The sequence below is a fragment of the Acinetobacter sp. GN11 genome (assembly GCF_054823985.1).
The window spans coordinates 26,431-50,974 of record NZ_JRVL01000050.1 but is presented as its reverse complement, the minus strand read 5'-3'; the positions used below and the strand labels follow the sequence as shown (position 1 = coordinate 50,974).

General features: G+C 40.1%; 23 protein-coding genes. 10 read left to right on the top strand and 13 right to left on the bottom strand.

Annotated features, from left to right (window positions below; genetic code table 11):
• Positions 1-92: 92 nt before the first annotated feature.
• The 7 genes from hutG to hutC all read right to left on the bottom strand — a co-directional run bounded on the left by hutG (position 93) and on the right by hutC (position 8,637).
• The gene (gene hutG / locus NL42_RS06675; protein WP_461312198.1) at positions 93-1,013 is read right to left on the bottom strand and encodes a formimidoylglutamase; all 921 of its coding nucleotides are present in this window, start codon (positions 1,011-1,013) and stop codon (positions 93-95) included.
• Between the two features lie 10 nt (positions 1,014-1,023).
• Positions 1,024-2,229, bottom strand: a complete 1,206-nt coding sequence (hutI, locus tag NL42_RS06670; RefSeq protein ID WP_461312197.1) for an imidazolonepropionase — start codon at positions 2,227-2,229, stop codon at positions 1,024-1,026.
• Positions 2,230-2,280: 51 nt separating this feature from the next.
• Complete coding sequence (locus NL42_RS06665; RefSeq protein WP_461312196.1) at positions 2,281-3,693, bottom strand: amino acid permease; 1,413 nt, start codon at positions 3,691-3,693, stop codon at positions 2,281-2,283.
• Positions 3,694-3,757: 64 nt separating this feature from the next.
• The gene (hutH, locus tag NL42_RS06660) at positions 3,758-5,296 is read right to left on the bottom strand and encodes a histidine ammonia-lyase (protein WP_461312195.1); all 1,539 of its coding nucleotides are present in this window, start codon (positions 5,294-5,296) and stop codon (positions 3,758-3,760) included.
• An 87-nt stretch (positions 5,297-5,383) separates the two neighbouring features.
• Positions 5,384-7,063 carry a urocanate hydratase gene (gene hutU / locus NL42_RS06655; protein WP_004640122.1) on the bottom strand — a complete coding sequence of 560 codons (1,680 nt, stop codon included), beginning with the start codon at positions 7,061-7,063 and terminating at the stop codon, positions 5,384-5,386.
• A gap of 249 nt (positions 7,064-7,312) precedes the next feature.
• Entirely contained in the window at positions 7,313-7,888 is a 576-nt protein-coding gene (locus tag NL42_RS06650) for a HutD/Ves family protein (protein WP_461312194.1), read from the bottom strand.
• Entirely contained in the window at positions 7,885-8,637 is a 753-nt protein-coding gene (gene hutC, locus NL42_RS06645; RefSeq protein ID WP_005066641.1) for a histidine utilization repressor, read from the bottom strand. The genes NL42_RS06650 and hutC overlap by 4 nt, the downstream gene beginning before the upstream one ends.
• 353 nt (positions 8,638-8,990) lie before the next feature.
• Between hutC and NL42_RS06640 the strand changes: the two genes are divergently transcribed.
• A complete protein-coding gene (locus tag NL42_RS06640; protein ID WP_461312193.1) occupies positions 8,991-10,103 on the top strand; it encodes an acyltransferase family protein in 1,113 nt (370 codons plus the stop codon).
• Positions 10,104-10,137: 34 nt separating this feature from the next.
• Here the strand turns inward: NL42_RS06640 and zigA are convergent, their stop codons facing one another.
• The 3 genes from zigA to NL42_RS06625 form a co-directional block, all read right to left on the bottom strand.
• Positions 10,138-11,403 (bottom strand): zinc metallochaperone GTPase ZigA, encoded by a 1,266-nt coding sequence (gene zigA, locus NL42_RS06635; protein WP_461312192.1) that lies wholly within the window; start codon positions 11,401-11,403, stop codon positions 10,138-10,140.
• 163 nt (positions 11,404-11,566) lie between these two features.
• On the bottom strand, positions 11,567-12,247 hold the full coding sequence (gene zrlA / locus NL42_RS06630; RefSeq protein ID WP_461312191.1) for a D-Ala-D-Ala carboxypeptidase ZrlA: 681 nt from the start codon (positions 12,245-12,247) through the stop codon (positions 11,567-11,569).
• Between the two features lie 165 nt (positions 12,248-12,412).
• Entirely contained in the window at positions 12,413-13,801 is a 1,389-nt protein-coding gene (locus tag NL42_RS06625) for an amino acid permease (RefSeq protein WP_461312190.1), read from the bottom strand.
• Positions 13,802-14,158: 357 nt separating this feature from the next.
• On the opposite strand from NL42_RS06625, the gene fahA reads away from it, so the two are divergent.
• The 4 genes from fahA (at position 14,159) to NL42_RS06605 (ending at position 17,726) form a co-directional block, all read left to right on the top strand.
• A complete protein-coding gene (fahA, locus tag NL42_RS06620) occupies positions 14,159-15,466 on the top strand; it encodes a fumarylacetoacetase (RefSeq protein ID WP_461312189.1) in 1,308 nt (435 codons plus the stop codon).
• Positions 15,453-16,085 carry a maleylacetoacetate isomerase gene (maiA, locus tag NL42_RS06615; protein WP_013196544.1) on the top strand — a complete coding sequence of 211 codons (633 nt, stop codon included), beginning with the start codon at positions 15,453-15,455 and terminating at the stop codon, positions 16,083-16,085. Before fahA ends, maiA begins: the two co-directional genes overlap by 14 nt.
• A 17-nt stretch (positions 16,086-16,102) precedes the next feature.
• A complete protein-coding gene (locus tag NL42_RS06610; RefSeq protein ID WP_461312188.1) occupies positions 16,103-16,651 on the top strand; it encodes a VOC family protein in 549 nt (182 codons plus the stop codon).
• 295 nt (positions 16,652-16,946) lie between these two features.
• Complete coding sequence (locus tag NL42_RS06605) at positions 16,947-17,726, top strand: IclR family transcriptional regulator (RefSeq protein ID WP_336166836.1); 780 nt, start codon at positions 16,947-16,949, stop codon at positions 17,724-17,726.
• Positions 17,727-17,793: 67 nt separating this feature from the next.
• Here NL42_RS06605 and hppD read toward each other — a convergent pair whose 3' ends face one another.
• Positions 17,794-18,849 carry a 4-hydroxyphenylpyruvate dioxygenase gene (gene hppD / locus NL42_RS06600; protein WP_461312187.1) on the bottom strand — a complete coding sequence of 352 codons (1,056 nt, stop codon included), beginning with the start codon at positions 18,847-18,849 and terminating at the stop codon, positions 17,794-17,796.
• A gap of 529 nt (positions 18,850-19,378) precedes the next feature.
• Between hppD and NL42_RS06595 the strand changes: the two genes are divergently transcribed.
• Positions 19,379-19,849 (top strand): 2-thiouracil desulfurase family protein, encoded by a 471-nt coding sequence (locus NL42_RS06595; RefSeq protein WP_461312186.1) that lies wholly within the window; start codon positions 19,379-19,381, stop codon positions 19,847-19,849.
• Positions 19,850-19,853: 4 nt separating this feature from the next.
• Here NL42_RS06595 and NL42_RS06590 read toward each other — a convergent pair whose 3' ends face one another.
• Positions 19,854-20,816: a bile acid:sodium symporter family protein gene (locus NL42_RS06590; protein ID WP_461312185.1), complete on the bottom strand. Its 963-nt coding sequence runs from the start codon at positions 20,814-20,816 to the stop codon at positions 19,854-19,856.
• 41 nt (positions 20,817-20,857) lie between these two features.
• Entirely contained in the window at positions 20,858-21,502 is a 645-nt protein-coding gene (pncA, locus tag NL42_RS06585; protein ID WP_461312184.1) for a bifunctional nicotinamidase/pyrazinamidase, read from the bottom strand.
• 328 nt (positions 21,503-21,830) lie between these two features.
• Here pncA and dapA point away from each other — a divergent pair, with 328 nt between their 5' ends.
• The 4 genes from dapA (at position 21,831) to NL42_RS06565 (ending at position 24,495) form a co-directional block, all read left to right on the top strand.
• Positions 21,831-22,724 carry a 4-hydroxy-tetrahydrodipicolinate synthase gene (gene dapA, locus NL42_RS06580; protein ID WP_446090982.1) on the top strand — a complete coding sequence of 298 codons (894 nt, stop codon included), beginning with the start codon at positions 21,831-21,833 and terminating at the stop codon, positions 22,722-22,724.
• A 15-nt stretch (positions 22,725-22,739) separates the two neighbouring features.
• Positions 22,740-23,345 (top strand): lipoprotein-34 precursor (NlpB), encoded by a 606-nt coding sequence (locus NL42_RS06575; protein ID WP_461312199.1) that lies wholly within the window; start codon positions 22,740-22,742, stop codon positions 23,343-23,345.
• Between the two features lie 35 nt (positions 23,346-23,380).
• Entirely contained in the window at positions 23,381-24,100 is a 720-nt protein-coding gene (gene purC / locus NL42_RS06570; RefSeq protein WP_016139778.1) for a phosphoribosylaminoimidazolesuccinocarboxamide synthase, read from the top strand.
• Positions 24,101-24,291: 191 nt separating this feature from the next.
• Entirely contained in the window at positions 24,292-24,495 is a 204-nt protein-coding gene (locus tag NL42_RS06565) for a hypothetical protein (RefSeq protein WP_461312183.1), read from the top strand.
• Positions 24,496-24,544: the final 49 nt, after the last annotated feature.

Below are 24,544 nucleotides of genomic sequence, written 5' to 3'. Positions count from 1 at the left end.
TCCGAATCTGACTTTAATTTACCAGAAAGTCAAAAAAAAGTGCACTTGAGCGATCTCAGTGCACTTTTCATTTCTAGACTAAAAATTGTTTCTCAAGAAAACAAATATTGATACACAATGTATGCAGCCAGTTTTGCTGTTCTATTGTCTAAATCAAATTTTGGATTGCACTCAGCAATATCTAAAAGTTTGATTTTGCCAGTCTCTTGAATATGCTTAAAAATTGCTTCAAAAGTGGCTAAATCAATTCCTTTTACAGCAGGTGCACTTACTCCTGGCGCAACCGCAGCAGCAAATACATCAAGGTCGATCGTGATATATAAACAGTCGACTTTTTCAATAAAAGCATCAACCGCCGCGAGCACGTTGTTTAGGTTAAAAATATTAACCTCATGATCACGTAAATATGAACAATTCAGAGCATCCGCTGTATCAAACAAAACTTTAGTATTGGCATGGTTGGCTACCCCAATACATAAATAATTAAACTGTTTTTGATGTTGTTCTGAAAGTCGAGCTGCCTGTAAAAAAGGTGTTCCAGAAGTTGCATGCTCTGCTTCACGTAAATCAAAATGGGCATCAAAATTAATAATGCCTATTTTTTTATCTGGCGCGTGAGCTTGTACATATTGGAATAGACCACTAAAGCTACCAAATGCAACTTCATGTCCACCACCAAGTACAATTGGTTTTAAACCATTTTGTAGACTAGTTGCGACTTGCTCCGCCAACTCGGTTTGGGCTTGCTCTAAATTGCCATATTCACAAGTTACCGTACCCAAATCGACCATACTCACGGGACGATGGATAGGTAAATTGGCAAGCTGATTACGGATTGCATCTGGAGCATCCGCAGCACCGACTCGGCCTTTATTACGTTTCACGCCTTCATCAGAGCTAAAACCAATCAGCGCAAATTCGGCGTGTTGGGTTTTATTCATAATATGGTGAATCCGTTGGTGTGCTTCACCTTCGCCATCATGGCGACCTTGCCATTTAAATGTGTGATTCATGTGACACCGTTTAAAAAATAACTTCTTGTCCATGCTGAATGACTCGCTTAGGCAAATCTCCGCCCAGCCAGTAAACAATTTCAGATGGATGCTCAATATCCCAAGCCACAAAGTCAGCGACTTTGCCCTGCTCCAGACTGCCGTGCGTTTGCTCTAAACCGAGTGCTTGTGCAGCATGAATGGTGACACCAGCTAAAGCTTGCTCAGGCGTAAGACGGAATAGCGTACTGCCCATGTTCAGCATTAAACGTAAAGAAAGTGCTGGAGATGTACCCGGATTTAAATCACTCGACAGCGCAATACGCACGCCATGTTTAATGAGACTTTCAATCGGTGGGTATTGTGTTTCACGTAATAGATAAAAGGCGCCCGGCAATAACACAGCAACCGTACCCGACTCTGCCATAGCTTTGACATCATCTTCGGTCATGTACTCTAAATGGTCAGCCGACAAAGCATGATAACGTGCTGCCAAGCTTGAACCACCTAGTGATGAAAGCTGTTCCGCATGAAGCTTAACGGGTAAATTCAAAGATTGTGCCGTTTTAAAAACACGTTCGACCTGAGCAGGTGAAAAGGCTAAATGCTCGCAGAACGCATCAACTGCATCGACCAAACCTTCAGCATGTAGTTTAGGCAGCATTTCCGTACAGATATGCTCGATATAAGCATCGCTTTGGTCTTTGTACTCTGGCGGTAAAGCATGAGCAGCCAAACAGGTGCTTTTTACCGTCATCGGTAATTTTTCACCAATTTGACGGATCACACGCAGCATCTTGCGCTCATTTTCGTAATTGAGCCCGTAACCAGACTTAATCTCGATGGTGGTTACACCGTCTTGTTGCATACAGCGAATACGTTTAAGTGCTGAATTTAATAGTTGTTCTTCGCTTGCTTCACGCGTTGCACGTACTGTACTGGCAATGCCACCACCGCTCGCTGCAATTTCCGCATAGCTCACACCTTGCAAGCGTTTTTCAAACTCAACACTACGGTTGCCACCAAATACACTATGCGTATGGCAGTCGATGAGTCCTGGGGTCACCCAAGCGCCTTTTAAATCAACTGTTTCGGAATAAGTGTCAGTAGGAAGTTGTTGTTGTTTTCCAATCCACTGAATGAGATGCCCTTCTGTGACAATTGCAGCATCTTCAATGTAAGAGTATTGCCCATTTTGCATGGTCGCAATGTGGCAATTTTGCCAAAGTTTTTTCATGAGCCTTTCCTCAAAACTGCCCAATAGTTAAACCATTGGGCAGTTCATTTGTTAGCTTTCTATCTCAACATTTTGCTGGATAGGATTACTTTCCTTTCCCAAGTTTTGCTGTGGTTTTACCCATATGCGATAAGCAATAGTTAAAAGAACAAGCCATGTTATACCTACATAAATTGCAGGACGTGAATCAGGGAAATAACCCATCATGACTAAAATAAACACCATAAAACCAATCGCGAACGCAGGTGCATATGGCCAACCCCATACAGGGAAATCAAGTGCTTTAATTTCAGCAGTAGATAATTTACGGCGCATCGCAACTTGCGAAAGCAAAATCATGAGCCAGACCCAAACAGTTGCAAACGTTGCAATTGATGCAATGATCATGAATACATTTTCAGGAATTAGGTAATTCAGCACTACACCAATCAATAGCACACCAGCCATAACCACAACAGTCATCCATGGCACGCCATTACGTGATAATTTTTGGAAGATTCGAGGTGCTTGACCACGGTTTGCCATACCATAAAGCATACGGCCGGCGCCAAATACATCACTATTAATTGCCGAAATCGCAGCAGTCACCACCACAATATTTAAAATATTCGCGGCAGATTTAATGCCTAAATTTTCAAAAATTTGTACGAATGGACTACCTTGGCTACCAATTTGATTCCATGGGAAAATCGACATCAAAACAAAAATGGTCAGTACATAGAAAAGTAAAATACGTACTGGAACAGCATTAATTGCTTTTGGCAAAGTCGTTTTCGGATCTTGTGATTCGCCAGCAGTTAAACCGATAATTTCGATACCACCGAAAGCAAATACAACCACAGATAAACATGCAACTAAGCCTGCAATACCATGCGGCATGAAGCCATCATAAATCCATAAGTTTTGAAGTCCCGGAACAACATTGCTATGGTCAGCATGGAAGCCATAGAACATTAAGCCTATTCCACCCACAATCATGGCAACAATGGCACTCACCTTGATGATGGAAAGCCAAAATTCGAGTTCACCAAAGACTTTAACGTGAATCAGGTTAATGGCACCCAAGAACATAATCAGAGATAAAATCCAGATCCACCGTGGTACATCGGGATACCAGAACCCCATATAAATACCAAAAGCGGTGACATCGGCAAGTGCAACAATCACCATTTCAAAAACATAAGTCCAACCTGTGGTAAAACCGGCCAAAGGACTTATGTATTGTGATGCATAGTGGCTAAATGAACCGGATACAGGGTTATGGACAGCCATTTCCCCCAGTGCGCGCATAACAATATAAATTGCAATCCCTGCAACGATATACGCTAGTAAGACCGAAGGCCCCGCCATTTTAATGGCAGTAGCCGAACCATAGAAAAGCCCAGTTCCAATTGCTGAGCCCAATGCCAAGAAACGAATGTGGCGGGTGTTTAGCCCCCGCTGTAATGTAGAGTCTTGTGACATTATAATCTCCAATCCTTGAGGATATTTAGTTGGATTCGGCCACTCCATGTGACCGTTTTATCAATCACACTTCAGATAGACTAGGGAGTAGTTTTGGAATAAGTAACTCGTTTAAACAACCACTCGAAAGTAATTCACTTGCTTGTTCAATATCAGGAGCGAAGAAACGATCTTCACTGTAGTAAGGAACTTGATCGCGCAAGATTTTACGAGCTTGTTCAAGTTTAGGCGAGCTTTTTAAGCCTTCACGGAAGTCTAGACCCTGACAAGCGCCTAACCATTCAACAGCTAAGATGCCACGAACGTTATCAGCCATTGGCCAAAGTCGTTTACCCGCGTTAGGCGCCATTGATACATGGTCTTCCTGATTCGCTGAAGTTGGCAAACTATCAACACTCGCTGGATGTGCAAGTGCTTTGTTATCACTTGCAAGAGCTGCTGCTGTCACTTGAGCAATCATGAAACCTGAGTTAACGCCACCATTAGCAACCAAGAACGGTGGAAGCTGTGACATGTGGCGGTCCATCATCATCGAAATACGACGTTCTGAAAGTGAACCAATTTCTGCGATTGCCAATGCTAAATTATCTGCCGCCATTGCTACAGGTTCTGCATGGAAGTTACCACCAGAAATCACATCACCTTGTTCTGCAAAAACAAGTGGGTTATCAGATACAGCATTTGCTTCAATTTCTAAAACTTCAGCAGCCTGACGGATTTGGGTTAAACATGCACCCATCACCTGTGGTTGGCAACGTAAAGAATACGGGTCTTGAACTTTGCTACAGTCTTCGTGTGAATGTGCAATTTCACTTGAGTCTGTTAATAGGTCACGATAAGCCGCAGCAACATCAATTTGACCACGTTGGCCACGTACTTCATGAATACGTGCATCGAACGGTGAGCGTGAACCCAGCATTGCTTCAACACTTAAGCCACCACAAACTGTCGCAGCAGCAAATAAATCTTCAGCTTCAAACAAGCCACGTAAAGCATAAGCAGTCGAAACTTGGGTACCATTTAGAAGTGCCAAGCCTTCTTTCGCTGCTAAAGAAATTGGTTCTAAGCCTGCAATTTTTAAAGCTTCAACTGCTGGTAACCATTCGCCTTTATAACGCGCTTTACTTTCACCAAGTAAAATCAATGACATATGGGCAAGTGGTGCCAAGTCACCTGAAGCGCCCACTGAACCTTTAAGAGGAATATGCGGATAAACTTCAGCATTAATTAAAGCCAACAAAGCATCAATGACTTTACGGCGAATACCTGAGAAGCCACGTGCCAAGCTATTTGCTTTCAATAGAATAATTAAACGAACCATTGCATCATCAAGTGGTTCACCTACACCTGCTGCATGCGAAAGAACTAACGAACGCTGTAATTGTTCTAAATCTTCAGGAGCAATCTTGGTTGAAGCAAGTAAACCAAAACCTGTGTTAATGCCGTAAGCTGTACGCCCTTCATTTACAATCTGTTCTACACAAGCCACGCTTGCGTTGATTGCAGCTGAAGCACTGTCATCTAATTTAACTTTAATCGGGTTGAGGTAAGCTTGACGTAAATCAGCTAAGGTTAATTTTCCCGGTTGGATCAGTAATTCCATGTTGGCTTCCTAATTTTTTGCACTATATTCTGCTGAGACAGTGCTTTTCACAATTGCAAAAAGCACCGCTAGTTCTTCCATGTGTTTTTATTGAGTGATCATTGGCAAGTTTAAGCCTTGCTCTTTCGCACAGTTAATCGCAATTTCATAACCGGCATCGGCATGACGCATAACACCTGTTGCAGGGTCATTGGTCAGTACACGAGCAATACGTGCAGCAGCGTCATCTGTACCGTCACACACAATCACAACGCCTGAGTGTTGAGAGAAGCCCATACCTACCCCACCGCCGTGATGTAAAGACACCCAAGTTGCGCCGCCCGCTGTATTTAACAATGCGTTTAATAGAGGCCAGTCTGATACTGCATCTGAGCCGTCTTGCATTGCTTCAGTTTCACGGTTTGGACTCGCAACTGAGCCTGAGTCTAAGTGGTCACGACCAATCACAACTGGTGCTGATAATTCACCACTACGAACCATTTCGTTAAATGCCAAACCAAGTTTTGCACGTAAGCCTAAACCAACCCAGCAAATACGCGCTGGTAAGCCTTGGAAGCTAATGCGTTCACGTGCCATATCTAACCAGTGATGTAAATGTTCATCATCAGGAATTAACTCTTTAACTTTGGCATCTGTTTTATAAATGTCTTCTGGGTCACCAGAAAGCGCAGCCCAACGGAATGGACCAATACCACGGCAGAACAATGGACGGATATAAGCAGGTACGAAACCAGGGAAATCAAAAGCGTTTTCTACACCTTCTTCTTTCGCCATTTGACGGATGTTATTACCATAGTCAAATGTTGGAACACCCATTTTTTGGAAATCGAGCATCGCTTGTACGTGTTTCGCCATCGACTGTTTTGCAGCTTTTACAACAGCTTCTGGTTCTGTTTTCGCGCGTTCACGGTATTCATCCCAAGTCCAGCCTACTGGTAGGTAGCCATTGAGTGGATCATGTGCACTTGTTTGGTCGGTTACCATGTCAGGACGTACACCACGGCGAACAAGCTCAGGTAAAATCTCTGCAGCATTGCCATGAAGTGCAATTGAAATAACCTTGCCTTCTTTCGTGTAACGATCAATACGCGCTAAAGCATCATCTAAATCAGTCGCTTGTTCGTCTACATAACGCGTACGTAAACGGAAATCAATACTTGCTTGTTGGCATTCAATGTTTAAAGAACACGCACCAGCAAGTGTTGCAGCTAAAGGCTGAGCACCACCCATACCGCCTAAACCAGCAGTAAGAACCCAACGACCGTTTAAATCACCATTGTAGTGTTGGCGGCCTGCCTCAACGAAAGTTTCGTAAGTACCCTGCACAATGCCTTGGCTACCGATGTAGATCCAAGAACCCGCTGTCATTTGACCGTACATTGCCAAAGCTTTAGCGTCTAATTCGTTAAAGTGTTCCCAGTTTGCCCAGTGCGGTACAAGGTTTGAGTTTGCAATTAAAACGCGCGGTGCATCTTTATGAGTTTTAAATACACCGACTGGTTTGCCTGATTGAACTAATAAAGTTTCATCAGTTTCAAGATTTTTTAAAGTATCTACAATTTTGTCGAAACATTCCCAGTTTCGTGCTGCACGGCCAATACCACCGTATACAACCAACTCTTTCGGGTTTTCTGCAACGTCCGGATCAAGGTTATTCATCAACATACGTAATGGAGCTTCAGTTAACCAACTTTTAGCCGTCAATTCAGTGCCGCGTGGCGCACGAATTTCTACATCACGAAATTTTGTTGTCGTTGTTGTTGTCACAGGCGGACTCCTTCCTTTGAGCTTACATCAGCAGAACATCACTTGTTCTGCATTTGTATAGTAATGTATTAACTTGTATATACATCCATATACTACACAAATATTTTACGGCGGGAAGAGGCTTGCTCATATTTTTTTAAAAAAATTTAATAAGCCAATGAATTAAAATAATTTATTTTTATATTTTGCATAAAAAAAGCACATATCTTTTCACGAGACATGTGCTTTTAAAAAATAATTTATTTAGTTTTAACGTTGAATTAACTCAATAACATAACAATTTTTTGCCCAATTTTGAGGGAAATGCACTAAGGTAATCGCAGTGGTTTTCTCAATTTTTAAAGTCTCGTGAGCAGCAAGCAAAAGGGTTTTGTCCTCAATCGCGACTTCTGCTTCGGAACCACTATTAAAAATGAAAATCAGGTCTGCCGAACTTAAAAAGGTTTGTGCTTCTGCACCGTCTATTATCTGAAAGCGGGCATGAAACTTTGCAGGATCATAAATTAAATTTAAATCTCGAATTGCCCCATCTATCAGTTCACTTTGGACCTGACTTTCACCATGGAAAGCAAAAATATCGCCTTGGTTTAGCTTCTTAGCAGGAAGATCATCGACATGCAGCACCATACCCTGTCCATTAAGCACGCTAATAATCCGTTGCTTATTGGGAAATAGCGAAAATGGCCCAGAAGTTGTCACATCAGCCATCGAAATGCGCCAATCGAAATCAGCTTCTCCTTGGCTTCGAGCAATTTCTAAAGTAAAGCCTGCACCATTTTTCCAAAGCATTTTTGTATATTGATCGGCCCTGATCAATTCAATCATGGATTAAATTTCCCTTCGAGATAATAGCGGCTACCCGGATAAATCAAACGCGCACTTGAAATGAGTTGTTTGTTTGACCACGTGCGGCGGCGAATCAGTAAGCATGGCTCAGCTTTAGTGATCTTTAACCATTTACACTCTTGCGGCGATGCTAAAACTGCCTCAACAATATGCTCACCTTCGGACACAGGTGCTTTCGCCATTAAGTAAGCATTTGGGGTAATGGTTTTAAAATCTTGTTGTAGATAATCTGGAATGAGCGCTGCGTCGACTAAACGATCTTCGACCTGAACAGGTACATCATTTTCATAATGCACAATAATCGAATGAAATAATCTTTGCCCTTCGCGAGTCTGCATTAACACGCTTTGCTCTGCATTTGCATAAATTTGTTCTAAGACTAAAACTTCAGCGTGGTGCTTATGGTTTCGTGCAATAATCTCATCGGCAATATTATTAATCTGAAAAAGTGCAGTTCGGCCTTGCCCTTCAGCAACGAAAGAACCAACGCCCTGAATTCGAACCAACAACCCTTCAGTCGTTAATTCACGAAGCGCACGGTTTACAGTCATACGGCTACAACCGAGTTGATTAACCAGTTCACTTTCCGAAGGAATTTTTTTATTTACAGCCCATGAACCTTCATAAATTTTTTGTGAAATCAGTTGTTTTACGCGTTGATATAAAGGAACTGGACTATCAGCTTCAATCGAAAGCTCAGCATGTTCTTGTTTTGATGTTCTGGGCATAACAAATACTCAAAAAGGCGGCAGGCAAAAAGGTATTTTAGTTGACATGCTATGTATATACAACCACATACAACATGTTAATTTATGAATTAAATAGATTTTAAAAAGTTTAAAAAATAAGCATAGCTCGATAAGAGCTAATTTAAAGTTTTATGTAGAGAAATTCAAATATATAAAGGCTTTATCAATATTTATTTAATAGTTATTTCTGCTATGCCCGTGCTCAACTCAAGGATGTAAAAAGTATCGTCTTTTCTGATTTACGAAATGCTGCTTAAAATTTTTATTTAAAATAACTGATCGATAGTATTCTTCTGCCACACAGTATATTAATAAAACTGGAAGCACATCGAATGCGTAATTATAAAATAGATATTCTTCGAGGAATGTCTATCCTTTTGGTTCTTTTACATCATTTTAATATTCCCTATAAACTTAAAGATACATGGTTAGGTTTTGATTTCTTAGGTGAAGCATTTAGCACAGTCATCGCAAGAAACGGAAATTATGGCGTCACCATGTTTTTTGTAATTTCGGGTTTTTTAATTACCCATCACACTTTAAAACGAGACAAACAATTTTCCGCAATTAACCTCAAGCATTTTTATATCCGACGAGCAGCGCGTATTTTACCGTGTCTGTTATTACTCATTTTAGGTGTAAGCATACTTGGTTCATTTGACTTAAAACCCTTTATGAACCAAGCTCCGAATGGCATTGAGGTCTCATATCCACTAACAATTTTTGCGGCTTTAACCTTCTGGATGAATATCCTGATTATTAAATTCGGTTGGGTAAACTATGCTTTAGGGGTGTTGTGGTCGCTCTCTGTAGAAGAAGTTTTTTACTTTGTTTTTCCATTATTGTGCCTGCTTACCCGCAGTAATAAGGTCTTTGTTGCAGTACTTGTTGGAGTGATTTTATACGGCCCTTATTTTAGATCTCTTCATTTTGGAGAAGAAAGCGGTGCTTATTTATATCATTATTTTTCGAGTTTTGATGGTATAGCAATTGGCTGTTTAACAGCGATTTTCTCTCATAAATATCAGCCAAATTGGCACTATAAAAAACCTCTTTCGTGGTTCATTATTTTGAGTATGGTTGCTCTATATTTATATGCCCCAATTAAAGAAGTGAGTACATGGGGTATTAGCTTATTTGCTCTTGCCACAGGCTTACTGATTTTGTGTTTTCAACATCCTTCCAGAACGCAAACGCATAGCCTATTTACAAAAATCATGGTCTGGTTGGGGCAAAGAAGTTACGAAACTTATTTGTTTCATCTGGTTGTGCTGGGCCTTATGAAGGTTGCTTTTATTCCAGCTCAAACCGACTCTAGCATCAAAATTATGCTTTTAATTGGCTATTTGGTTCTAACTTTCATCATTAGCGCAGTAATTGAAAAATATTATTCAACACCGCTTAACAGCTATATTCGAAAGGTTTTCATTAAAGACAAATCATAAAAATAAGCCCCTTTAAAATAGGGGCTTTACTTTGTTAAGCGATCAACATGGTTTCATCTTCTTGCTTAAAAGGATTAGACCAGCTCTGCCAAGCTTGTGGTCCTAAAGCCATTTCTTCATCACTTAATAAACAACTGTCTAAGCGTTCTATTAAGGCTTGCTCATCCATTTGCATACCAATTAAAACCAGTTCCTGACGTGCATCACCTGTGCGTGCATCCCAAACCTTTTTAATTTGTTCGATGCTGTCTAAGTCACTCGGCCAGTCTTCTTCTGCAACGGCGGCCCACCAATAACCTGCCAAGCCATGTCGTGCCATCGCACCCGCTTGTGACCATGAGTAAGCCAATGTCGGTTCAGCAGCCAACCAGAAAAAACCTTTAGAACGAACGACACCCGGCCATTCAGCCTGCACCAAATCATAAAAACGTTCTGGATGGAAAGGTCGACGCGCGCGGTAAACAAAGCTACTGATTCCATACTCTTCAGTCTCTGGCGTATGTTCTCCACGTAACTCTTTTAACCATCCCGGCGCTTGTGCAGCTTCATCAAAATCGAATAGCTGTGTATTTAAGATTTTATCTAAAGCGATCTTTCCAAATTGAGCAATTTCAATTCGAGCACGCGGGTTTAGAGTTTTTAAAATTGCGATGAGTTGGTCTTGCTGAGCCTGATCAATCAAATCAATTTTATTCAGCATAATCACATCACAAAACTCGATCTGATCGATAAGAAGATCTACCACAGTTCGTTCATCTTGTTCGCCTAGCGACTCTCCACGTTGTTGCAGGGAATCGATTGAACCGTAATCTTTAAGAAAGTTAAAAGCATCGACTACCGTAACCATGGTGTCGAGTCGAGCAAACTCATTGAGTGAGTTTCCATCTTCATCTTCAAAGGTAAAGGTTTCTGCAACAGGCAGCGGTTCAGAAATACCTGTCGACTCAATCACCAATTGGTCAAAGCGTCCTTCATCGGCTAAACGTTTAACCTCAACCAATAAATCTTCTCGTAGCGTGCAACAGATACAGCCATTACTCATTTCAACCAGCTTTTCATCGGTTCTTGAAAACTCCGCCCCACCTTCGCGTACTAATGCCGCATCAATATTCACCTCTGACATATCATTGACAATCACGGCAATACGGCGGTCTTCACGATTATTTAAAATGTGGTTGAGTAATGTGGTCTTTCCTGCACCCAAAAAGCCAGATAAAACAGTGACGGGAAGCTTGGCAAATGAGTTGGCGATTGCAGTGCGCATGGCTTGATCTCTTTGAATAATATTTAAACTGATCATGGCTGGCCATTTAAGTATGGCCAGATCACAGGCGTAATCTATTTCTAAACCACAATAATGTTATGTTATGTTATGTTATGTTATAACATAACTATTGATCAAGTTTTTATTCTAGTTTTATTTAAGCCAACTCTTTTAGTCTTTGAAAAAATTGCTTTTATAGTTACTGACAAATCGAGGTTCGATAGTGATGGTCAGGTCCCCATGAACGGAATCCTTGGCTATCAATATGGATTTGTCCCGAAGCATAAACACCTAGCCCCATATTAAGTGCTTGGCCCTTGGTTTCCCAGAACTGACAAAGTTTAGTTTTGGTTTGTTGAATATTGAACTGGTCTAAATCGGTAGGCTGTTCTGCTCCAATTCGAAAATCAAGCGCTGCATTAAAGACATGTCGAGAAGCATCTGCACCTCCCGCACAGCGGTTTAGAGATAAAGCTCGATAGGCCGATGTCACTTCAAAATCATTAATCACACCATCATCAACTAATGCTTTTAAAATGCTAAGCGTTGGAACAATATTGGACCAAATCTCTCTCGGTGGCACCGCATAGGGTTCAACTCCACATTTTTGCCAATCTCGAGCTGAACGTAATAACTCATAATCTGGCACTAAATTGGCAAGCCCTTTTTGCTTAAGAAACTGCTTATAAGCTTGTACAGACTGTCCGTGATCTGATGATGCTAACCAAGCAACATAATCTTCAGGTTGTTGTTTTATTCTAACCACTATTTTTTTAGGCTGCGGTAAGGACGTCTGAGTGTTCAAAGGAGTTGTGGGTTTGGGAGTTTGAGTACTACAAGCTGTGAGAGATAATAAAAGTAAACCTAAATAACGTTTCATAAATATGCTCTATCTTCGCCAAAAATGGGAAAACTGCTCATCATTAAATTGAAGAAATGTTATATTATAACAATGATAAAATCTTTTAATTTCTGTTGCTAAATTTTAAAAATAAAAAAGGACGTATGAAATACGTCCTTTTGATAACTACAACTTACTATCTTATTAAATATCCGCTTTAACAGCAGTTAAAGACTGCTCAGCTTTTAATTTTCGGCGTTTAAATTGATACGCTACCATCAAACATAAGATCCAACCAGGAATCATCATGACTGCAGTACGCATATCTGGTGTTAAAGACATTACAATTAAAATGCCCAACATAAACACGATGCATAAATAGTTGCTAAATGGGTACATAAAGCTTGGAAACTTAGTGGTTTGACCTTGGCTTTGCATATATTTACGGAATTTTAAATGCGTCCACGAAATTACAACCCAGTTAATCACAATGGCTGCAACCACAAGCATCATGAGTAAACCAAAAGCTTTTTCAGGGAAAATATAATTTAACAATACACATAAAATAGTCACCGCAGCAGAAAGAATCACTGCATTGGTTGGAATACCGCGTTTATTAATGTGTGCAAATGCTTTTGGTGCATTTCCTTGTTGTGCAAGGCCCAATAGCATACGGCTACTGCAATAACTTGTACCGTTATAAACTGAAACAGCAGCAGTCAAAATAACGAAGTTAAGTAACGTTGCAATCCCTTGGCTATCTAAAGAAGCAAATACCATTACAAACGGACTGCCGCCTTCTGCCATCTGGTTCCAAGGGAATAGCGAGAATAAAACAAAAAGTGTCGCAATATAGAAAATCAAAATACGGTAAATAATTTGATTTACAGCTTTAGGTAAAGTTTTATCAGGATCACGTGCTTCAGCCGCAGTAATACCGAAAAGCTCGATACCACCAAAAGCAAAAATAATGACTGCCATTGCCATGACTAAGCCTTCAACACCAAATGGGAAAAAGCCACCGAGTGCCCAAAGGTTAGAAATGCTTGCTTGTGGACCTGCTGTACCGGTTGCAAGTAAATATGAACCAAAACCAATCATTCCCACAATCGCCAAGATTTTGACAATAGAGAACCAAAATTCCATTTCGCCAAAAAACTTAACATGTAGCAAATTAATGCCATTAATTAGGACAAAGAAGGTTAAAGCTGATGCCCACGTTGGAATTTGTGGCCACCAATATTGAATATAAAGACCAATTGCGCTTAATTCAGCCATGCAGACGAGCACATTGAGTACCCAGTAATTCCATCCAGACATGAACCCTGCAAATGGTCCCCAATATTTGTAGGCAAAATGACTAAAAGACCCACTTACAGGCTCTTCAACCACCATTTCACCAAGCTGACGCATCATTAAAAAAGCAATAAATCCTGCAATGGCATAACCGAGGATGACCGATGGACCTGCTAATTTAATCGATTGTGATATACCAAGAAAAAGCCCTGTGCCAATCGCCCCACCCAATGCAATAAGCTGGATGTGCCGATTACTCAAACCATGTTTCAGGTTTCCTTGCTCTTGTGCTGACATATGATTATTCTCATCCGTGTCACGTAATTTTTTTCCAATAAATTACGTATATCATAAATTGATCAAACTTTCATAGATATTCATGAAAAAATAATTGCGTGACTTTTCTCATGACCGCGAATGAAAACAGAAAATACAAGAAATGACAATTATTATGAAATGTGTAATTAAATTATGTATTGCGTAATTTGGTGAATTCAGTATTATAGAGACATGAAGCAATTGGTTGTGCTCGGTCTATATCAAACTCATAAGACAAAAGATGATCTAAGCAAAGGTTAAAAACTTATTGAGTAGCTCAGTCCTAGACCGAACTTTTATTTGTATAAGACCCGAGATAAAGACAAGGACGCGAAAATGGAACAAAAACTAAACTCTTTTATTGAAGTTTCACCTCAATCAGATTTCACTATTCATAATTTGCCTTACGGTATCTTTAGTAAAACAGCTGATGGCGAGCGTCAGGTTGGTGTAGCTATTGGTGATTGGGTACTTGATCTCGCTGCTCTTGAAAAGCACGGTCTTTTAAAACTCTCACAACAAGACACATACTTTAACCAGCCGACACTGAATAAATTTATTGAGTCTGGCAAAGCCAACTGGTCTAAAGTTCGTAAAACATTACAGTCTCTTCTTTCGGTTGAAAATTTAACGCTTCAAGAAAATGAAGCATTACGCCAAGAAGTTTTAGTTAAACAAGACAGCGTTACTTTGCATTTACCTCTTCAGGTGCCTGGTTATACCGATTTCTATTCTTCTAAAGAGCATGCAACCAATGTGGGCTGTATGTTCCGTGACCCAAAAAATGCTTTACTGCCAAACTGGACTGAATTGCCTGTTGGTTATAACGGCCGTGCTAGCTCTGTTGTAGTCAGTGGCACTCAAGTCGTGCGTCCATCTGGACAAATTAAACTTCCAAATGAAGAGCGCCCAGTTTTTTCTGCATCGCGTAAACTCGATTTTGAACTTGAAACAGCATTTGTTATTGGTAAACCAACGGCACTTGGTCAACCGATCTCGATTGAAAATGCGTGGGACCATATTTTTGGAATGGTATTACTCAATGACTGGTCAGCACGCGATATCCAGCAATGGGAATATGTGCCTCTAGGTCCATTCAATTCAAAATCATTTGCCAGTGCCATCTCACCTTGGGTGGTAACACTTGAAGCACTTGAGCCATTTAAAGTTGAAGGTCCAAAACAAGAGCCTAAACCTTTAGCTTATTTACAAGAAAATATCGCCAACAGTTATGACATTAACTTGAGTGTTGAAATTCAAAGCCCGAAATCGGCGCAAGCTGATGTGATCTGTAAAACCAATTTTAAATATATGTATTGGTCTATGTCTCAGCAGCTCACTCACCACACCATTGGCGGCTGTAACGTTCAGGTTGGTGACTTAATGGGTTCAGGCACGATTTCAGGTTCTACACCAGATTCGTATGGCAGTTTGCTTGAGCTTACATGGAACACCACTAAACCTCTGACACTGGCTAACGGCGAAACTCGTGGTTTCTTGCAAGACGGCGATACACTCATTATGAAAGGCCACTGTGAGAAAAATGGTATTCGAATTGGCTTCGGTGAAGTTCGAAATACGGTTCTTCCTGCATTAACGTTCGACTTTGCAGAAACTTCGGAGCCAGACTATGAAGCTGTATAGTTACTTTCGTAGCTCTGCAGCCTACAGAGTACGGATTGGTCTAAACATTAAAGGTTTAGCTTATGAGACTGTTCCAGTTCATCTGGTAAAAAACGAACAGCAAAGCGAAGACTATTTAAAGTTAAACCGCAGTGCTCTAGTCCCGACTTTAATTGACGGCGATTTAACCTTGTCTCAATCGTTAAGTATTTTGGAATATCTGGATGAGCAATATCCAGAAACCAAATTACTTCCAAGTGATGTGCAAGAGAGAGCCAAAATCCGTGCTTTTTCCCAAGCAATCGCTTGCGATATTCACCCCTTAAACAACTTACGCGTACTGAAATATTTAAAAAATGACTTAAATGTTTCAGATGAGCAGAAAAATTATTGGTATCAGCACTGGATTATTGAAGGCTTTCAAAATCTCGAACAGCTACTTCAAGATTCAAACGGACAATTTTGCTTTGGACACGAAGCCACAATTGCCGATTGCTGTCTGATTCCACAGGTTTACAACGCGAAACGCTTCAAGATTGATTTATCTGCGTTTCCAAAAATTGAATCGATTTATCACCATTGTTTGTCTATCCCAGCCTTCTATAACGCGGCGCCAGAACAACAACCAGATTGGGAATAGTAAAAAGGAGTTTTAATATGACATTTGCCATTAAAAAAATACATCACGTTGCATATCGTTGTAAGGATGCGAAAGAGACCGTTGAGTGGTATAAAAAAATGCTCAACATGGACTTTATTTTAGCTTTTGCTGAGGACCATGTGCCTTCTACCAAGGCATTTGATCCATATATGCACTTATTCTTAGATGCCGGCCAAGGCAACGTTTTAGCATTTTTTGAATTGCCAACTCAACCAGACATGGGCCGAGACGAAAATACCCCGCAATGGGTACAACATATTGCTTTTGAAGTTGAAGACTTAAATGCCCTAATGGCTGCTAAGCAACATTTAGAAGAAAATGGCGTGAAAGTTTTGGGCGTAACCAATCATGGCATTTTCCACTCAATTTATTTCTTCGATCCAAATGGCCATCGTTTAGAACTGACTTATAACGATGTACATGCTGAAGAAAAAATTGCAAAAATTACTGAAGAAATGAAAGCTGAAATGCTAGAGGAATGGAGCAAAACTAAACGCGCTCCGCACCACACTCATTTCTTACATGAAGCAGAGTTAGGAAGCTAATTTTAAAAGAGCGATCTAAAAAGTCGGCATTGATTAGAATTGTTTGAATGAACGGTTCTATATCAATGCCGATTTATATTATTTAAAACTGCTAAATTTTTAGAAAATCGCGCTATAAATGAGAGTGCCGTGACTTTAGAAAATTGTTGATTATTAAACATGCCAATTTCGCTAATAGAAAAAGGTGATTTCTATTTCTCACTAGGCTCAGGCATGATGTAAATCGCAGCAATTTCAATTTATGTTTTGAACAGCGCTGTTTAACAGCTGAAGTAACTTTATTAAGGGTATTTAAATGATTGAAGAAAAAGTATCTGGGGGGGTTCAATCACTTGAAGTCGGTTTATCTGTACTAAACGCCCTTTTAGAGCACAATCAACCTATTATTCTCAAAGATTTGTCTAGTAAGCTAGAAATGCATCCTGCCAAGGTACATCGCTATCTGGTTAGCCTTATTCGCATGGAATATGCAAAACAACTTGATGATGGGCAATATGCTTTGGGTGATCAGGCATGGCGCTTAGGTCTCAACTGTGTTCAGCATAGCGATACACTACAGCTGGTACAGCATTTAATTTACGATCTACAAAACAAAATTGGTTGCGGCATACAAATTAGTAAATGGTCGCCTAAGGGCCCTGTGGTTGTTCAATCAATTGAATCAAACCACCCTATTTCGATTGTCACTAAAGTCGGCTCAATTATGCCTTTAGTCAATTCTGCTGCGGGACGTTTATTTGCTTCTTATCTTCCAGAGCATTTTGTTCGCCCCTTAATGGAAACAGAATGGCAAAAACATCAAGAGCTTGGTCTAAACATTGCACCGCAAAACTGGGAAGCGTTTACAGAGCTTAAAGAAACCATTCGCCAGCAAGAAATGTCGGCAGCAAAAGGTGATTTACTGACAGGAATTAATGCCGTGGGCTTACCTGTGTTTAACTCAAATCGAAGCATTGAATTTTGTATTGTCGCACTGGATAGCGAAATGTTTTTACCAGTCGACCCTCACAGTAAAACGATTGAAATCTTAAAAAATGAAGTGAAGCTTATTAATCAATATATTAAAAGCCGCTAATCAATAGCCATAAAAAAAACCAAGAGATCAAACTCTTGGTTTTTTTAGATCAGGAATAAAGTTTAGCTTATTTAGTTTCTAAAACACCACGGCGAATCTGGTCACGTTCAATCGACTCAAATAACGCCTTGAAGTTACCTTCACCAAAACCATCATCATCTTTACGTTGAATGAATTCAAAGAAGACTGGACCAATCATATTTTCAGAGAAAATTTGCAATAACAATTTCTTCTGACCATCTTTAGTATTGCCGTCTAACAAAATACCACGCTGTTTTAACTCGTCAGTCGGTTCACCATGCTCAGGTAAACGTTCTGGCAGCATTTCATAATAGGTGTTTGGCGGCGGTGTCATAAATTTCAGACCAAGGCCTTTTAACTTATCCCAAGTCGAAATTAAGTCATCACAAATAAACGCGATATGTTGAATACCTTCCCCATTAAAATCAGACAAGAACTCTGCAATTTGGCCGTTTCCTTTGTCTGAATCTTCGTTTAACGGGATACGGATCATGCCGTCTGGTGCTGTTAATGCTTTAGACGTTAAGCCTGTATATTCGCCTTTAATATCAAAGTAGCGAATTTCTTGGAAGTTAAAGATTTTCTCATAGAAGTTTGCCCAATACTCCATACGGCCTTTGTAGACATTATGAGTTAAATGGTCAATCTCGTTTAAACCTGCACCTACTGGGTGTCTTTGAGCATCATCAAAGAAAGTAAAGTCATTTTCATAAATATCGCGGTCAACTAAGAAGATTGGCATGCCACCAATACCTTTAATTGCCGGAATGTTAAGCTCCATTGGCCCAACTTTTGAATACATTGGTTCAGCGCCAAGCTCTACTGCTTTTTGGAAAGCTTTTGCTGCATCACGTGTTTTAAAACCCATCGCACATGCAGATGGACCATGTTCTTTAAAGAAGAATGAAGCATAAGATTCTGGCTGATAATTCAGGATAATATTGATATTTCCTTGACGCCATAAGTACGCTTCTTTCGATTTATGCTTGGCTACTTTTGAAAAGCCAATTGTTTCAAAAACTGGATCTAATTCATTTTCCTTTGAAACAAACTCAATAAATGCAAAACCGCATAATTCTAATGGGTTCTCTAAAATATCCATCTAGTTTCCCTCTGGTGATTACCTGTTCCGTTTATCTCTATTGCTGATGAACTCAGCTCCTTTCTCTATAGAATACGTAATCATTGGGTGAGTATTTGAACCGTCAAAATGCCTTAACCCAACGCATCCTATGAGAAAAAAACGAATCATTAAAACGAAGATATGATGAGCGTGAAGCCTTTGATGATTAATTTCCGTTCCATGTGGTGTTTGTTTTCCATACACACTGTCCTTTCTTATCTAAAAGTACGATTGAGATTTTTCAATAAACCCTTAAAAATCGTCTTTTCCTAAAAATCATTTATAGATTTATGGAGACCAACATCCTTGTTGGATCTCCAATGGCCATTTACCTTGAATTAGATGCTACTAAAAACAATTAAATTATGCAATACATAACTTAATTATGAATTGCATAATTTTAGTAATCTTTTAATTTGTCTATTTTTAAAATGAATTGTCATCTTTCATATTCTGTTTATGATTCTTTATATTCAATAAGCCTCAATTGTTTTGATTTTGGAAAACTATGCTTTTAGTCAGTGCATGTTTAATTGGTGAACCCGTCCGTTACGATGGTAAATCTTGCCTAAATATTTTACTTAAACAACTGGTAATTAATAAAAAAGCTCATGCACTTTGCCCAGAATTATTAGGTGGTTTTAGCACTCCGCGCTTACCCGCAGAAATTGTGGGAGGAACAGGGCAAGATGTGCTTGATGGCAAAGCCATAATTACCGATTCATCTGGTTTAGATGTAACAGACTTATATTTAAAAGGCGCTTACCGCACTTTAGAAATTGCACAGCAAATAAAAGCGAGCTGTGTGGTCTTAAAGGAAAATAGCCCTTCTTGTGGTAGCCAAAAAATTTATAACGGGACTTTTCAAGGTGAAAAAATTGTGGGAACTGGAATTACCACAGCACTGTTACAGCGCCATGGTTTTAAGGTAATTTCTGAAAATGAGATTGAAGATTGGTTAGTAACCCATCCTCTTTAGTGAATTAGTCAGCTTTTACTTGAATGGATTTGCCTACCTCTGTACGACTTGCCCAATAAGTCGCCAGTGCAGGCCCAGAAATATTGTGCCAAAGACTGAAAATCGCGCTTGGTACTGCGGTAATCGGGGAAGCCGCAAAATGTACTGCTGCAAGCGCAACACCTAAGCCTGAGTTTTGCATACCGACCTCAACGGCAATGGCTTTACTGTCTGCATAAGGCAATTTAAAGAATCGCGCTGCTGCAAAACCTAATAAATATCCAAATCCATTATGTAAGATCACCACAGCTAAAATGAGCAAACCCGATTGAAGAATGGCTGCTTTACTGCCACCAATAATCGCGGCCACAATCGCGACAATTGCAATAACGGAAACTAACGGCATGACCTGAATATAGGATTCAACTTGACGCTTGAGCCACGTTCTTAAAATTAGACCAACGACAATAGGAAGCAGAACCACCTGCAAAATCGAAATAAACATCGAAGCTGCATCAATCTTTAACCATTGACTAGCAAGTAAATAAAAAATCGCTGGAGTTAAAATAGGCGCTAAAAGTGTTGAAACTGAAGTACAGGCCACCGATAAAGCCACATTGCCTTTGGCCATGTAGGTAATCACATTTGAAGCAGTTCCACCGGGACAGCACCCGACTAAAATAACCCCAACGGCGATTTCAGGCGGTAAGTTAAATAATTTACATAGAACATATGCTAAACCGGGCATCACCACAAACTGGGCAACCACTCCAATCAACACAGCTTTAGGGCTTTGTAATACCCCTTTAAAGTCGTCTACAGTCATGGTCATTCCCATGCCGAGCATAATAATGCCCAAAATCCATGGAATGTACGCTTTGAGCCAGACAAAAAACTCAGGCTGCCATAGCGCTAGTGCTGCAAAAACTATCACCCATAGGGCAAACGTTTTTTGAATAAATTGGGTAAAGCACAGTAATGCAGACATACTTTCTATCCCTAAAAATTAAAATACTAGACCAGATAGACTTAGTGCCCACTCAACAGATCAGTCGATTGAATGCGAACAACACCTTGTTGCTGCATGGTTTGCCACGCGTGCTCTAACGAGCCATTCAGATCAATCCCTTTACAAGCATCTTCAACCACTAAAGTTTTAAAACCTTGTTTAACTGCATCCAAGGCAGTCCATGCCACGCAAAAGTCCGTGGCGATTCCGACTACATAAACCGTATCAATGCCGCGCTCTTTTAAATAACCCGTTAAACCCGTCATTGTGGCATGGTCTGCTTCCATAAAAGCCGAATAACTATCAATATGAGCATGAAAGCCCTTTCGAATAATCAGTTGAGCTTTCGGAATATTTAAATTCGGATGGAACTCGGCATCTTTGGTGCCTTGTACACAATGCTTAGGCCAAAGCACTTGTGGTCCATAGTCGAGTTCAATGGTTTCAAATGGCTGTTTGCCCGAATGGTTTTGTGCAAAAGAGATATGATTATCGGGGTGCCAATCTTGCGTTAGAACAACATTTTCAAAACAATCAGCAAGTTGGTTAATCGTTGGAATAATTGTGTCAGCATCGGCAACTGCTAAATTTCCACCCGGTGTAAAACCATTTTGTACATCAACTACGATTAAAACCGCATTTTTTGGTTGTTTATTCATTTTCATGTCATCTTCAATCCCAATCGGGAAATTGCATTCTATCTTGCCATAAAAAAAGTACATATTAAGTAAGGTCCAGTCGAATCAGGCTCTATTGTTATATTTACTGGCCTCTCTCAGCTGACAATAATGAAAACATCCTATCTTTTCCTCAAGTTTACCTCGCGATTATCCGTTAGGCGTATTGTTCTTATGCGTCTGATCAGTCATAATTTGCATAATTGTCATTCAACAATCTGTTATTGTTAGAACTGGACAATCAAAATACTGCAACCATCCCACATTTTGTTTTTCTTACCTCAGATTCGGATGGATAAATAGGATATTTTTAAAAATGACTCAGCAAGCACAGACCATTCAAGGCTCAATCGTCGCAATCGTCACACCTATGTTGAAAGACGGTGGTGTAGATTGGAAGGGTCTTGAGAAGCTGGTTGAGTGGCACATAGAACAAGGTACAAACAGTATTGTAGCCGTCGGTACAACCGGCGAAGCCTCAACATTGAGCATGGAAGAGCACACACAGGTTATTAAAGAAATTATTCGTGTAGCCAATAAACGTATTCCAATTATTGCCGGTACTGGTGCAAACTCAACCCGTGAAGCAATCGAACTAACTAAAGCGGCTAAAGATCTTGGCGCAGATGCAGCCCTACTTGTTACACCATATTATAATAAGCCAACTCAAGAAGGCCTCTACCAACACTATAAAGCGATTGCTGAAGCCGTAGAATTACCACTTATTCTTTATAACGTACCTGGCCGTACGGGTGTAGATCTTGCAAATGATACAGCTGTACGTTTAGCAGAGATCCCTAATATTGTCGGTATTAAAGATGCGACAGGTGATGTACCTCGTGGTAAAGCTTTAATCGAGGCTTTAAACGGCAAAATGGCTGTATATTCAGGTGATGATGATACTGCATGGGAACTTATGCTTCTTGGTGCAGACGGTAATATCTCTGTGACAGCAAACGTTGCGCCTAAAGCAATGAGCGAAGTATGTGCTCTTGCAATTGCCAAAGATGAACAAGAAGCGAAGACGATTAACAATAAGATTGCAAATTTACACAATATTCTATTTTGCGAATCAAACCCAATTCCTGTGAAATGGGCACTACATGAGATGGGACTGATTGATACTGGTATTCGTTTACCACTCACTCCTCTCGCTGAGCAATATCGCGAACCTCTCCGCAATGCCCTAAAAGATGCGGGAATTATTTAATAAGAGCAATTTATGATGCAATTACGTCTTGGTTTAGTCCTTGCAGTTTCAGCCTTGAGTTTAGCTGGTTGTGGTCGCTTCGCAATTAATAATCACTCTTTAGATTATAAAAATGCCAAGCAACTTGCCCCGCTTGAGTATCCTGCCGACGCAACTGTACGACCAGTGACGCCTTTGTACCCTGCACCAACTGTTGACCAGCTTGCTATCGAGCACGCGCCGAAGTTTGAAAACCAGCGTGGTAACCGTTTTGCATTGCCACGCCCTGAACAAACTCAGGGTAACAATGCAGCAGCAGATGCATCTGCTCAAACGACAACTGCGCTTGGACGTCCTCAGCTTGTGACCGACGGTAATAAAAACCCATTATTAAAAGTTGATGGGAATACGACCGAGATCTGGCAATACACCAAAGCGACATTAAGTACTTTAAATTACAACATCATCGCTCAAGGTAGTAATCAAGCGACGATTAAAGTAAATGACAATACTTATGTGCTTAAACTCACGGGTGTGGGTTCAAGTCATACTCTTGCTCTATTTAATGTAGATAACACTTTTGCAAGCCCAGATGTGGCTGCTGAAGTGTTAAACCAGATTTACCAAAATTGGCCAGCCTAGTCGTTTACTAGGCATTTTTTTTAAAAGGTTCCCTCATGTTAAAACAAACCTTGCTCTATACTGGTAAAGCAAAATCTGTATATGAAACAGACAATGCCGACCATCTGATTTTAGTCTTTCGTGATGATGCCTCTGCGTTCAACGGCGAAAAAATCGAACAACTAGATCGTAAAGGCAAGGTGAACAACCTTTTTAACGCCTTCATTATGGAAAAACTTGCTGCTGCGGGTATTGAAACGCATTTTGAAAAATTGCTTTCTCCAACTGAAGTGCTTGTTAAAAAACTTCAAATGATTCCAGTTGAATGTGTAATTCGTAACTACGCAGCTGGTTCTCTATGCCGTCGTTTAGGTGTAGAAGAAGGCAAAGAGTTAACTCCTCCTACATTTGAATTGTTCTATAAAGATGACGGTCTAGGCGACCCAATGGTTAACGAATCTCAAGCGATTGCTTTAGATTGGGCGACTGCTGAACAATTAGAGCAAATGAAAGTGTTAACTTACCAAGTAAACGATGTATTAAAAGCATTATTTGCTGAAGGCAACATGATCTTGGTGGACTTCAAGCTTGAATTCGGTGTTTTCCATGACCGTATTGTGCTTGGTGACGAATTCTCTCCAGACGGCTGCCGTCTATGGGATAAAGACTCTAAGAAGAAACTCGACAAAGACCGTTTCCGTCAAGGTTTAGGCGGTGTTGTTGAAGCTTATGAAGAAGTTGCTGCTCGTTTAGGCGTAGATTTATCTGCTATCTAATCGTTCAAACTTCATGAAAAACCGGGCTTTAGCCCGGTTTTTTTATATGAGGTACTTTAGAAAACAAATAATATAGACAGATTTGTCTATTCAAATGAATTAACACTTGCATAAACTCAATTTAAAACACTAAAATCTAAAAAAACATTAAGCACTTCACAATAATTAAATTTCAAAACTAGGGTAAAGCTATGGAAATGTCTAAGCTTGAAAAGAGATTAATGAATCATCCAGTCCATTTTGGTGAAAATCCTTTGGTCTTATTAACTAACTTTAGCAATTCCGCCTTAAAACAAGGCTGGAGTCATGCAGAAGTCGAAACTGTTATTTCTAAAGCCTCCCAAGGTGACTATATGGCACTGATCCGTACGTTAAGGGCTTATACATTTCTTTAATCTTATTGCTGATAATCTGCTACCACTTCACATTCAATTTATAAAAAGA